This window comes from Streptomyces sp. NPDC050164 (genome assembly GCF_044459945.1).
GTDB lineage: Bacteria > Actinomycetota > Actinomycetes > Streptomycetales > Streptomycetaceae > Streptomyces > Streptomyces coeruleorubidus_A.
Map to the genome: position 1 here is coordinate 15,561 of NZ_JBITJK010000041.1, position 12,892 is coordinate 28,452.

The following is a 12,892-nucleotide window of genomic DNA, read 5'->3' on the forward strand; positions in this document are numbered from 1 at the left end:
GCCGATCCCCTTCGTGGCCCGCGCCGTTCCCGCTCGGCGCGGGCCGCGGCGCGTTCCGGGGTGAAATCCGTTGCCAGGCCCTGGCCAGGAGGGCGTCAGTGGTCTCGACCAATGGGCACGAAAAGCTCGCCAATTCGTTATTTCCGCAGGCCACATGGGGTGAATGTGCCGTTGACGCGTAGAGATGGCCGCTGATAGACACACTCATCATCCATCTGACACCTGATCAACCCGTCCTTCCCGTCCGAGCGATGACGCGAGGTCCGACATGGGCACGAAAGATCAGACACGCAGCCTCCCGCGCGGCCTCAGGCTCGTCGCCGTGGCCGGAGCGGCCGCGCTCACCCTCACAGCCGGTCTCGCGACCCCGCTCGACCCGGCGCCCCGGCAGGCCCGGGCGGCCGACGACGGCAAGAAGGTGCTGACCGTCGCGGTGGCGCAGAGCGTGGACTCGCTCAGCCCGTTCCTGGCGGTCCGGCTGCTCAGTACGAGCATTCACCGGCTCATGTACGAGTACCTGACGAACTACGACCCCAAGGACAACCACGCCATCCCGGGCCTGGCCACCAAGTGGGAGCCGTCGCCGGACAAGCTGACCTGGACGTACACGATCCGCTCCAACTCCAAGTGGTCGGACGGCAAGCAGGCCACCGCCGAGGACGCGGCGTGGACGTTCAACAAGATGATGACCGACTCCGGCGCGGCCACGGCGAACGGCAGCTACGTCGGCAACTTCCGGAAGGTGACGGCGTCCAGCCCGACCAAGCTGGTCATCGAGCTGAAGAAGCCGCAGGCCACGATGACCGCGCTCGATGTGCCGATCGTGCCGAAGCACGTGTGGGAGAAGGTCTCGGACTTCTCCGAGTTCAACAACGACAAGAGCTTCCCGGTGGTGGGCAACGGACCGTTCGTGCTGACCGGGTACAAGGCGGACAGCTACGTCCGGCTCAAGGCCAACAAGAGCTTCTGGCGCGGGGCGCCGAAGTTCGACGAGCTGGTCTTCCGCTACTACAAGGACCAGGACGCGGCGGTGTCGGCGCTGCGCAAGGGCGAGGTGTCGTTCGTCGCCGGTTCGCCGTCCCTGACGCCCGCTCAGGCGGCGTCCCTGAAGGGCGCGGAGAACATCGAGGTCAACGACGCCCCCGGCCGCCGTTTCTACGCCCTCGCCACCAACCCGGGCGCGAAGGCGAAGAACGGTGAGAAGTTCGGCGACGGCCATCCGTCCCTGCTGGACCAGCGGGTGCGGAACGCGCTGTTCAAGGCCGTCGACCGCAAGGCCATCATCGACAAGGTGTTCCAGGGGCACGCCGTCGAGGGCGAGGGCTACATCCCGCCGCGCTTCTCGCAGTACTTCTGGAAGCCGTCCGCCAGCCAGAAGCTGACGTACGACCCGGCCGAGGCGGCCCGGATCCTCGACCAGGCGGGTTACAGGAAGAACGGCGACGGCAAGCGCGTCGGCAAGGACGGCAAGCCCATCAGCTACCGGATCCTGTGCCACGCCACCGACCCCAACGACAAGGCGGTCGGCAAGTACCTCCAGGAGTGGTGGGGCAAGCTCGGCTTCGGTGTCCAGCTCAACTGCCTGGACAACGTGACCGACCCCTGGCTGGCCGGCAAGTACGACCTGGCCTTCGACGGCTGGTCGGTCAACCCGGACCCGGACTTCGTGCTGTCCATCCACACCTGCGGGGCGCTCCCGGCGACCCCGAAGGACACGGGCGCGACCGACAACTTCATCTGCGACAAGAAGTACGACGAGCTCCACGCCCGGCAGCTCGCCGAGTACGACCCCGCCAAACGGGCGGACATCGTCAAGCAGATGGAGTCGCGGCTGTACGACCTCGGGTACATGAACGTCATGGCGTATCCGAACGCGGTCGAGGCCTACCGGACGGACCAGATCAAGTCCATCACGACCATGCCGGCGAAGGCGGGGAACATCTACGGCCAGGACGGCTACTGGAGCTGGTGGTCGGCGGTCCCGGCGCAGTCGAGTGGCTCGTCGGACAGCGCGTCGTCGACGGGGGTCGTGCTCGGGATCGTCGGGGGTGTCGTGGTCCTCGCCGGGCTCGGCGTCTTCGCGGCGATGCGGCGGCGCTCCACCGCCGATGACCGCGAGTAGAGCGGGCGAGCGGATACCCATGACCGCTGACGCGACACCCGCTCTGGTCGAGGAGCGGAAGCCGGCGGCCGGGCCCCGGGCACGCAAGGGCTCCGCGTACCCGCGGTACCTCGCGGGCAAGGTGGCGGGCGCGGCCGTATCGCTGCTGGCCGTGCTCGTCACCAGCTTCTTCCTCTTCCGGCTGATCCCCGGCGACCCGGTGAAGACGATGACGGGCGGCCGTCAGGTCTCGGCCGAGCAGCTGGCCGCCTATCGCAGGGAGTTCGGGCTCGACCTGCCGCTGTGGCGGCAGTTCACGGACTACTGCGGCAAGGCGCTCACCGGCGACTTCGGGACGTCGTACCAGTTCCGTGCTCCTGTCGTCGACAAGATCACCGAGGCGCTGCCGAACACCCTGCTGCTCACCGGCACCGCCTTCGTCCTCTACACCGCGCTGGGCATCTTCCTCGGCACCCGCTCGGCGTGGCGGCGCGGCGGGCTCGGCGACCGGATCAACACGGGCCTGGCGCTGACGCTGTACTCCATCCCGTCCTTCTGGCTCGGGCTGCTGCTGATCATCGTGCTGTCGGTGGGCATCGGCCCGCTCCCGGGCATGTTCCCGACCGGCGGCATGGAGTCGGGCGGCGAGGAGGGCTTCGCCTACGTCCTCGACGTGGCGCACCATCTGGTGCTGCCGGTGGTGACGCTGGTGGCCGTGGAGTACGGGCAGACGCTGCTGGTCACGCGGTCGGCGCTGCTGGACGAGATGGGCAGCGACTATCTGACGACCGCACGGGCCAAGGGGCTGCGCGACGACCTGGTGCGGCGCCGGCACGCCGTGCCGAACGCGCTGCTGCCGACCGTGACGCTGATCTTCATCAACCTCGGCCGGACGGTGGCGGGCGTGATCCTGGTGGAGACGGTGTTCTCCTGGCCGGGCCTCGGCGGGCTGTTCTACCAGGCGCTGAGCGTGCCCGACCTGCCGCTGGTGCAGGGGCTGTTCTTCGTGTTCGCCGCCGCGGTGATCGTGATGAACACCCTCGCCGACCTGGTCTATCCGCTGCTTGACCCCCGGGTGGCCCGATGACGACGACCGAGACGGGCCCGGGCCCGCGCGCCCTCGCCCGGCAGCGGCGCCGGGCCTCCGTCGCCCGCTTCTGGCGGCAGTACCGCGCCGAACGGGCGGGGCTGTACGGCTTGACCGCGCTCGCCCTGTGCGCGCTGCTGGCGCTGTTCGCGCCACTGTTCGTCGGCTCCGACGTGAGCAGTGTGACCGACGCGCCGGGGCGTCCCATGCAGAGGCCGAGCGCCGAGTTCCCGCTCGGCACCGACCAGTTCGGCCGTGACCTCCTGGGCCTGGTGATCTGGGGTTCTCGGGTGTCGCTGCTGGTCGGGCTGCTCGCGGCCGTGCTGTCGGTGGCGATCGGCACCCTGATCGGGGTCACGGCGGGCCACTTCAAGGGCTGGTACGCGACGGTGATGATGCGGATCACCGACTGGTTCCTGGTCATGCCGACGCTGGTGCTGGCGATCGCCCTGGCCACCGTGATGTCCCGCTCGCTGACCACGACCGTGGTCGCCATCGGCGTCACCACCTGGCCGACCACGGCCCGGCTGGTGCGCGCGCAGACCCTCGCCGTGCAGACGCGGCCGTACATCGAGCGGGCGAAGGCGCTCGGCGGCGGGCACTGGCACATCATGTCCCGGCACGTGCTGCCCAACGTCATGCCGCTGGTGCTCGCCCAGACGACCCTGATCATCTCCAGCGCCATCCTCGCCGAGGCGACGCTGGCCTTCCTCGGCCTCGGTGACCCGACGGTCGTGTCGTGGGGCGGGCTGCTCCAGGACGCGCGGGAGGCGGGCGCGGTCAGTGCCGGGGACTGGTGGTACCTGGTGCCGCCGGGCATCGCCATCGCCGTGGTGGCGCTGGCGTTCACGCTCTGCGGGCGGGCCGTGGAGTCCGTCCTCAACCCCAGGCTGGGGGTGTCGCGGTGACTCTGCTCGACGTCAGGGACCTGACGGTGACGTACGCGGGCGGGGCCGCGGCCGTGCGCGGGGTGGACCTGCGCCTGGACGCCGGCCAGAAGCTGGGCCTCGCCGGGGAGTCCGGCTGCGGCAAGTCCACGCTGGCGCTGGCCCTGCTGCGGCTGCTGCCCGCCGGGACCCGCATCACGGGTGAGGTCCTGCTCGACGGCGAGGACGTGCTGACGATGAAGTGGGGCCGGGTGCGGGCGGTCCGCTGGGCCGGGGCCTCGGTGGTGTTCCAAGGAGCGATGCACTCCCTGAACGCCGTGCACCGCATCGGCGACCAGATCGCCGAGCCGATCCTGCTGCACCGGAAGGCGACCCCGGCCGGGGCGAAGAAGAAGACCGGGGAGCTGCTGGAGCACGTCGGCCTGCCGGCGGCCCGCGCGGAGGCCTATCCGCACGAGCTGTCCGGCGGGCAGCGCCAGCGCGTCATGATCGCCATGGCGCTGGCCTGCGATCCGCGGCTGGTCATCGCCGACGAGCCGACCACCGCGCTCGACGTGATGATCCAGGCGCAGATCCTCCGGCTCATCGAACAGCTCGTCGCGGACCAGGACCTGGGCCTGATCATGATCAGCCACGACCTGGCGGTCCTCGCCGACACCTGTGACCGGCTCGCGGTGATGTACGCGGGGCGGGTGGTCGAGGAGGGCCCGGCCCAGCAGGTGTACGAGGACGCCCGGCACCCGTATGCCAGGGCCTTGTCGGCCGCGTTCCCGCGCATCGGCGACCCGGCCTCCCGGTTCGCACCGCAGGGGCTGGCCGGTGACCCGCCCGACCCGGCGGCGCTGCCGTCCGGCTGTACGTTCCATCCGCGCTGCCCGGTGGCGCTGGAGTCCTGCCCCGAGGAGGACCCGGTGCTGCGCGAGGCGGGGCCGGAGCGCCGGGCGGCGTGCGTCCTGGTCGGGCCGCCGGCAAAGGAGCCCCGTGAGGCCCGTCAGGCGCCGGATCCGGAAGCCCTGGAGGAAGCGAGGCCCAGCACGCCATGAGCATGTCCCCCACGGCACCCGAGGTCACCACGGCACCGCTGCTGAGCGCCCAGGACCTGCACGTCACCTTCCCCGGCCGGCACGGCGGCCCCCGGGCCCGCGCGGTGGACGGGGTCGACCTCGACATCCGGCCCGGCGAGATCGTCGCGCTGGTCGGCGAGTCCGGCTGCGGCAAGACGACCCTGGCCCGCTGTCTGCTGGGCCTGGTCGAGCCGACCTCGGGCCGGGTCACCTTCGACGGCCGCCCGCTGGAGCACTCCGGCCGGTCCCTCAAGGCGTACCGCAAGCGCGTCCAGCTGGTCCTCCAGGACCCGAGCGGCTCGCTCAACCCGCGGCACACGGTGTACGACGCGGTCGCCGAGGGCCTGCGCATCCACGGCTACGGCGGCGACGAACGGACAGCGGTCGCCGAGGCCCTGTCCCGCGCAGGTCTGCGCCCCCCGGAGCGCTTCTTCCTGCGCTACCCGCACGAGCTGTCGGGCGGGCAGCGTCAGCGGGTCGTCATCGCGGGCGCGCTCGCCCTGGAACCCGAACTCCTCGTCGCCGACGAGCCGGTGGCGTCCCTCGACGCCTCCGTGCGCGGTGAGATCCTCGCCCTGCTGCTGCGGCTGCGCACCGAGCTGGGCCTGTCCGCGCTGGTCGTCACGCACGACCTGGGGCTGGCCTGGAACATCGCCGACCGGGTCGCCGTGATGTACCTGGGCCGGATCGTGGAGACGGGCGCGGTGGAGCAGGTCCTGACCGCGCCCCGTCACCCGTACACCCAGGCCCTGCTGTCGGTGCTCCCGGAGGCGCCCGGCGACCCGGTGGTCCTGACCGGCGAGCCCCCGGACCCGTCGCGTGTGCCGTCCGGCTGCCGCTTCCACGCCCGCTGCCAGGTCCTCGCGAGCGGCGAGGCGGAACGGGCGGGCGTCTCGGACGCGTGCCGCAGCGAGGATCCGGAGATCCTCGACGGCAGCGGCACGGCCCAGGTGGCATGCCACTGGGCGACGCGCTGAAGGCGAGGCCGGGCGGGAGGTCCCGGCTCCCTGTGCAACCCGGCCAGGGCCTGTCGTTTGGATCAGGTCGCAGGGAATCGACGGCATCTCGCCAGCGCCGGTGAGCGGGGCCTGGTGCGTGCGGCTGCCAAGGCGGAGGAGGGCGGCGATGCGATGGGGGCACCGCCCGCGCGAGCGAAGCCGAGCGTGGGGGAATCGGCAACCGACGACAACGCCGCAGATGCGCGTGCCAGACCCCGCGTCTGCGACCTGATCCAAACGACAGGCCCTAAACGCGCGGCCCTCCGGCGTGGGCGAGGGCGCTGGGGGTTCGGCAGCCGACGATCGCCGGGGCCTCCTGGACGAGCGTGTCGTCGGTGAGCGCCTCCACCATGAACAGCGCGAAGTCCACCCGGCGCGTCAGGTTGCTGGCCAGTACCGGGTCGCCCACACGCCGGCTCCACACGGGCAGGCCCTGGCTCTCGCCCTCCTCCAGGGAGCTGCCGCGCACCACGGTCCACGCGGTGCCGCTGGCGAACACCCGTCGGCACGCCTCGACCTGGTCGTCGAGTTCGACGGCGCGGACGAGCTTGCCCAGCACGGCGGCGATCCGGACCCCCAGGGTGAACAGCCGCGAGTACCTGTCCTTGCCGTCGCGCGTGATGTGCCAGCCGCAGGAGAAGACCAGGCGCGCGCCCGGCCGTGCGTGGTCCAGCACCGCCTGCGCCGTGCCCGACGCGTACTGCCGCACACCCCACGGCACCAGAACCGTCAGCACCCCGTCGCACCCGGCGACCGCCCGCCGGATCACCTCCGGGTCGTCGGTGGGCCCGGGGACGACGGTGATCCGGCCTTCGAACGCGACCAGCTTCGGCACGCTGCGCTCCCGGCACACCCCGACCACCTCGTAGCCGCGCTCCAGCGCGTGCCCGACCATGTACTGCCCGAGCTTCCCCGAAGCCCCGATGATGCAGACCTTCTTCACGTGATCCGTGTTCATGGCGCAGCCCCCTTCGCCGGGATGCCAACCTTATATTGTAAGGCAAGCTAGCCTTATGCTGTAAGGCGGTCAAGGGAGCACTGAGGGAAGCGAGGAGGAGGGCCTGGATGGGCGAGGGGAACAAGGGCCGGCGGAGGGGGTCGGAGCGCACTCCGCTCAGTCGCGAGCGCGTGATCCGCACGGCGGTGGCAGTGGCGGACGAGAAGGGGGCGGCCGCGCTCACCATGCGGGCCATCGCCGAACCGCTGGGCGTCGAGGCGATGTCGCTCTACCACCACGTCGCGGGCCGGGAGGACATCCTCGACGGCATGGTGGACGCGGTGTTCGGCGAGATCGACCTACCGCCGCGCGACATGGACTGGAAGAGTGCCCTGCGCCACCGCGCGGACTCCGCCCGTGCCGTCCTGCGGCGTCACCCCTGGGCGGTCGGTCTCATGGACTCCCGCTCCCAGCCCGGCCCCGCGACCCTGCGCCATCACGACGCCGTCATCGGGACGTTGCGCGCCGGAGGATTCTCCGTCCCCATGGCCGCGCACGCGGTCTCGCTGATCGACAGCTACCTGTACGGCTTCGTGCTCCAGGAGCTGAGCCTGCCGTTCAAAGGCGCGGCGGAGCTGGACGAGGTCGCGGGCGCCATCCTGCGCGACATGCCCGCCGACACCTACCCCCACCTCACCGAACTGGCCACCGAGCACGTCCTCAAGCCGGGCTACGACTACGCCGACGAGTTCGCCTTCGGCCTCACCCTCATCCTGGATGCCCTCCACCCGGACGAGGCCGCGAGCGCATAGCGAGTACGCGGACGGCCAGGGACGCTAGGGTCTGTCGTTTGGATCAGGTCGCAGGGAAGCGACTGTTCTGCTCGGTGCCGGCGAGCGGGGTCTGGTGCGTACCTCTGCAAGGCGGAGGAGGGCGTCGACGCGGAGCGTCGGCAACCGACGACAACGCCGCAGAGGTGCGTGCCAGACCCCGCGTCTGCGACGTGATCCAAACGACAGGCCCTAGGCGGACTCGGCCGCCGCCACCAGCTCCCGGCAGCGCTTGACGTCCTCGGCCATCTGCTCCAGCAGGGCGTCCAGCGTGTCGAACCTGGCCTGCCCCCGCACGAACGCCAGGAAGTCGACGGCGACATGGAGGCCGTACAGGTCGAGGCCCACCCGGTCGATGGCGTACGCCTCCACCGTGCGCTCGGTGCCCTCGAACTGCGGGTTCGTGCCGACGGAGATCGCGGCCGGCATCGCCTCGCCCTGGGCGTGCAGCCAGCCGGCGTAGACACCGTCCGCGGGGATGGCGGTGTGCGGCAGCGTCTCGACGTTGGCGGTCGGGAAGCCCAGTTCGCGGCCGCGCTGGGCGCCCCGGACGACCACGCCCTCCACCCGGTGCGGACGGCCCAGGATCTCGGCGGCGCCCTCGACGTCGCCCTCGGAGACCAGACGACGGGTCAGCGTCGAGGAGAACGGCTCACCGCCGCCCGCCTCGCCGGTCACGTACAGGTCGACGACCTCGACCTCGAAGTCGTAGGTCTTGCCCTGCGCGGCAAGGAACTCCACGTTGCCGTCGGCCTTGTGGCCGAAGCGGAAGTTGGGGCCCTCGACGACGGCCTTGGCGTGCAGCTTGTCGACGAGGACCTTGACGACGAAGTCGGCCGGGGACAGCTGCGAGAACTCGGTCGTGAAGGGCAGGATGAGCACCGCGTCCACGCCCAGGTCGGCCATGAGTTCGGCGCGGCGGTGGTGCGGGGCGAGCAGCGGCGGGTGGCTGCCGGGGCGGACGACTTCGCTGGGGTGCGGGTCGAAGGTGACGACGACGGCGGGCACACCCAGCTCCCGGGCGCGGTTCACGGCATGCCGGATGATCAGCTGGTGTCCGCGGTGGACTCCGTCGTAGGAGCCGATGGTGACGACGCTGCGCCCCCAGTCCTGGGGGATGTCCTCCAAGCCACGCCAGCGCTGCACTGTGCCTGCTCCTTGTCGAAAGCTCGTCGAACCCGTGTCCGTGGTTGTCCTGGTTGCCTCGTACGCAGGTCTAAGGGTGCCATGCCCGGTGCCTGCGGCCCGCATCGGCATGGGGGCTGTGACAGGGCGCACGACGCCGCGGTCCCCTCCGGCCTGCGCGGGATCCCCTCAGGCGGGGACGTGTACGCCCGCCAGGTTCTCGATCGTCCGGTGGGCGCTCGGCCCGACCAGCGCCGCCCACTCCTCGGGCGCGTCGGCGAGCCAGCGGGCCACGCGGGCGGCGAAGCCGGGCATCTGCCGGCCGAGGTCGACCAGGGCACGGTCGAAGCGGCCGGCGCCCTCCGGGGTGCGCGCCAGGAGCAGTCCGATGCGGCAGACGAGGTCGCGCAGGTCGTCACCGCCGTTCCGGGCGGCGGCGTGCAGCAGCGCGTCCAGGACGTCGATGTCCTGCTCGCGGGCCAGGAGCACCTCGCGCAGTTCGCGGCGCAGCGGGCCGGAGGCGGGGATGCCGGGCGGGATGAGGACCGCGGCGAGGGCGCACCGCAGCCGCACCGGGCCGCCCTGAAGCAGGCCGGTGACCAGCGGCAGGAGCACGGCTCGGGCGGCAGGGCCCCGGTCGAGCCGCTGGTCCACGTACGCGGCCACGTGCCCGGCGAGTTCCGGCCGCCGCTGTGCCGCCTGCCCCACCAGCACGGCGACCCGCCGGGCCAGGCCGGGCGGGGTTGCGCCGGCGAGCGCCCGCAGCGCCTCCTCCGCGTCCGGCCGCTCCAGCCGCACCGCGAAGGCGCCGAGGACCGGCTCGGGGTGGGTGAGGAGAGCGGCGGCCGGCGCGTCCGGCGGGAGGTGCGGGTCGCCCGCCGCGAAGTGCTCAAGCGCCCGCGGCAGATACCGGGCCCGGGTATGCGGATCCTGGACGAGGAGGGCGAGGGCGCCGCCGTGCAAGGCCCGGTCGGCGGGGCGGGCGAGCAGGGTGAGAGCCGCGTAGCGCAGCAGGGCGCGATCGCCCCCGGCGCTCACCCGCGGCGCGACGCGCAGGCCGTGCGCCACCGCGGCACTGCGTCGCGCCGGCCGATCGTCGCGCGCCCACCGGTCGACGGCCCGGCACACCGCCGACGGTTCCTCCTCGGCCAGCACGGCGAGCAGCTCGTCGGCCCTGCGGTGCGCACGGTCGACGAGCACGTCCGCCAAGTCGTCCAGGGCGCCGTGCCGGTGGGTGTGCAGCAGTGCCTGCGCGGCCGTGGCCACGGTCGCGTGCGGGGTGGCCGGCAGCGGCTGCTCGTCGTCGAACCAGCGGGCCAGCAGCGGCTGTACGGCGGTGGGGTCGGCGGCCAGCAACCGCGCGACGGTGTCCAGGAACCGGGGACCGGCCTCGCACGGCGGGCCGTCGGCGTGCACCAGCCGCCTCAGCAGCGCGAACCGCTCGTCCTCCGGCAGCCGTAGGCCGGCCCAGAAGGCGGGCCCGACCTCCTCCGGCACGGGCCTGTCCTGTCGCCGCCAGGCCACGATCCGGTCGGCGAGCAGCCGCAGCACCTCCGTGTACGGCGTCGCCTCCGGTACGGCCGACAGGGTCCCGGCGAGCAGCCGGGGGGCCCACCAGGACCGTGGAGCGGCGTCCAGGGCGTGCACCAGGTCCGCCAGCCTGGCAGCCAGTTGGCCGGTGCCGTGCTGGCGGGCGAGGAACAGCAGGGCCTGCACGACGGGCCCGATGCGGTGGTGCGGGACGGGGTCGCACTGCGCGTCCTGCCGGCGGTGGACGAGAGCGTGCAGGGCCTCGTCGAGGTCGAGGTGCATGCCCTGGAGCCAGTCGGCGAGCTCCTCGTGGGCGAAGCGGTAACCGGCTCCGGCGGGCACGAGCAGGCCCTCGGCGAGGACGGCCGACGCCCAGCCGGTGCCGCCGCCGAGCCGCGCCGGTGCGGCCCCCCACGGGAACACCGTCTCGAACGACTCCCGGTCCAGATCGCCCAGCCCCGGTCCGAGGCCGCGCCGGGCCGCCTCGTGCACCTGCCCGGCGACCTTGGCGGCCAGTCGGCGTACGGCCGCGCCGCACAGGCCGTTCCCGGCGGCCAGGCGCAGGGCGATGCGCAGGGACATCAGGTCCAGGTAGGCCGCGAAGACGTCGTCGCGGCCGACGGTGGCGCACAGGCCGTTGGGACTGTCGGGGGCACCGGCGCTTTCCGGGCCGTCGCAGACACCGAGGGCGTCGCGGATCTCGGCGAGCAGTCGCAGGGTGAATGGGTGCCGGGCGTCGGTGTCGACGAGGGCGCTCTCGGGGATGCCGTGGCGCAGGCGGGCCTGCCGGGCCTCGTCCTCGGTGAGGTCGCCGAGCCGCACACACGCGGGCCACTCTTCGGCACCGGCCGGCCGGTGCAGGACCTCCGCCGGGAATCCCGCTCCCTCCCAGTACTCCGCCCGGCACGCCACGACCAGCCGCACGCCCGTCTCCCGCAGCCACCGCACCGTCCCCTCCCTCCAGTCGGCCAGGCGGCGGGCCAGCGTCGGGGGCATCTCCTCCGGGCCGTCGAGGAGCAGCAGCAGGGGCCGGCCGAGGGCACCGGCGAGACGGGTGAGGCGCTCGGGCGTGGTGTCGCCCAGGTCGGTCGGCAGGAAACGGGACCGGGACGCGGCCACGGCATGGGCGGCCCGGGTCAGCGCCCGGCGTGCCGCGTCGGCTACCGAGGCGTCGTCGTCCCGCAGTTCGCAGCCGCGCAGCCACAGCGTGGGATACCCGCTGCGGGCCCGGCGCGCGGCGAGCGCCGCGAGTTCCGTCGTACGACCGCTGCCGGGCGCCCCGACCAGGCCGAGTACGGCCGCCGGGCCTGCCTCGAACGCGCTGAACTCGGCCACGACAGCCGCCCGTTCGACCGGCTCCGGGAGCCCCGTGCCGCCGGGCGGGCCGTCCAGCCCCACCGCGGTGCCGGTCAGCTCCAGCACTCCGGCCAGGTTGAGGTCGGCGCCGTACGCGGGGACCGTCGCCGCGTTCTCGGCGAGCAGCCCGGCGAGCGGGGTCGCCGCGCCGAGGACCCGGGAATGCAGGGGTACGGCGAACCCGACGTCGCTGTGGTCGGAGCTGAGCGCGGTGCCGAGGACACCGACGACGGCGCCGGTCGCGGCGTCGAGCACCGGGCCGCCGGCCGCCCCGCCGCCCAGCCGCAGCGCGTCCCGCCCTGCCGTGCCGACCGCCAGTTCCAGCGCGCCGTCGAGGCGGTGGAGGCGGTGCGCGGCCGTGTACGTCACGGCGGTGGAGCCCAGCACCCGGGCCTCGCGCCAGCCGCCGGCGGCGATCCGCACATAGGCGCCCGTCCCGGCCCCGCCCCGCACGGTGACGGGCAGCGGCGGCACACCGAGGCCCTCGGTCCGTACGAGGGCCAGGCCGAGCGCGGGCAGCGCGGTCACCGCGTCGGCGGACACGACCCGGCGGCGGTCCCCCGCCCCGTACAGGACGAGCCGGGGCAGGCCGTCGACCGCCTCGTGGCTGGTGACGAGCGTGCCGTGCCGGTCGGCCAGGAAGCCGGTGCCGCGGGGGCGGCCGGCGTGGTCGTGGACGCGGACGAGGACGGGGCCGGATGCCCCGCCGTCGGTTCCCTCGGTCGTCTGCTCTGCTGTTCCGGGGCGGTCCAGGGAGCCTCGTGCGCTGCCGTCCGTCTCCCGGGTCCGGTTCCGCGACGTCATCGTCGAGCCTCCCGCCGTACACCCGTGCCCTTCGTGTGCGACGGTAGGGGCGAGATGATCAGCGGGACAGATCGCTCGGCGAAAGCGCCCCCTTCCGCTCCCCCGGTTCACTCCGAGCGCCTGCACGGACGGGTGAACGAAGTGGGGCGGCTGGATACACCCTAGGGGTGGGG

The 12,892-nt window shown here is 72.9% G+C and carries 9 protein-coding genes; 6 read left to right on the forward strand and 3 right to left on the reverse strand.

What is annotated here, in order from left to right:
* Positions 1-268 precede the first annotated feature (268 nt).
* From ACIBNA_RS36815 to ACIBNA_RS36835, 5 genes are read left to right on the forward strand one after another with little or no spacing between them, the layout of a single operon-like run.
* Complete coding sequence (locus ACIBNA_RS36815; protein WP_399169559.1) at positions 269-2,122, forward strand: ABC transporter substrate-binding protein; 1,854 nt, start codon at positions 269-271, stop codon at positions 2,120-2,122.
* A gap of 19 nt (positions 2,123-2,141) precedes the next feature.
* Positions 2,142-3,188: an ABC transporter permease gene (locus tag ACIBNA_RS36820; protein ID WP_399169560.1), complete on the forward strand. Its 1,047-nt coding sequence runs from the start codon at positions 2,142-2,144 to the stop codon at positions 3,186-3,188.
* Positions 3,185-4,096 (forward strand): ABC transporter permease, encoded by a 912-nt coding sequence (locus ACIBNA_RS36825; protein ID WP_399169561.1) that lies wholly within the window; start codon positions 3,185-3,187, stop codon positions 4,094-4,096. Before ACIBNA_RS36820 ends, ACIBNA_RS36825 begins: the two co-directional genes overlap by 4 nt.
* Positions 4,093-5,118: an ABC transporter ATP-binding protein gene (locus tag ACIBNA_RS36830; protein ID WP_399169562.1), complete on the forward strand. Its 1,026-nt coding sequence runs from the start codon at positions 4,093-4,095 to the stop codon at positions 5,116-5,118. Before ACIBNA_RS36825 ends, ACIBNA_RS36830 begins: the two co-directional genes overlap by 4 nt.
* Complete coding sequence (locus tag ACIBNA_RS36835; RefSeq protein ID WP_399169563.1) at positions 5,115-6,116, forward strand: oligopeptide/dipeptide ABC transporter ATP-binding protein; 1,002 nt, start codon at positions 5,115-5,117, stop codon at positions 6,114-6,116. Before ACIBNA_RS36830 ends, ACIBNA_RS36835 begins: the two co-directional genes overlap by 4 nt.
* A gap of 268 nt (positions 6,117-6,384) precedes the next feature.
* Here the strand turns inward: ACIBNA_RS36835 and ACIBNA_RS36840 are convergent, their stop codons facing one another.
* Positions 6,385-7,095: an NAD(P)-dependent oxidoreductase gene (locus tag ACIBNA_RS36840; RefSeq protein ID WP_399169564.1), complete on the reverse strand. Its 711-nt coding sequence runs from the start codon at positions 7,093-7,095 to the stop codon at positions 6,385-6,387.
* A 107-nt stretch (positions 7,096-7,202) separates the two neighbouring features.
* Between ACIBNA_RS36840 and ACIBNA_RS36845 the strand changes: the two genes are divergently transcribed.
* Complete coding sequence (locus ACIBNA_RS36845) at positions 7,203-7,886, forward strand: TetR/AcrR family transcriptional regulator (RefSeq protein WP_399169565.1); 684 nt, start codon at positions 7,203-7,205, stop codon at positions 7,884-7,886.
* A gap of 210 nt (positions 7,887-8,096) precedes the next feature.
* On the opposite strand, the gene ACIBNA_RS36850 is transcribed toward ACIBNA_RS36845, so the two are convergent.
* Together ACIBNA_RS36850 and ACIBNA_RS36855 are read right to left on the reverse strand one after the other, a co-directional pair.
* Positions 8,097-9,050, reverse strand: coding sequence for a bifunctional riboflavin kinase/FAD synthetase (locus ACIBNA_RS36850; protein ID WP_399169566.1), 954 nt, complete (start codon positions 9,048-9,050; stop codon positions 8,097-8,099).
* Positions 9,051-9,218: 168 nt separating this feature from the next.
* Entirely contained in the window at positions 9,219-12,719 is a 3,501-nt protein-coding gene (locus ACIBNA_RS36855; RefSeq protein ID WP_399169567.1) for a trypsin-like peptidase domain-containing protein, read from the reverse strand.
* Positions 12,720-12,892 lie beyond the last annotated feature (173 nt).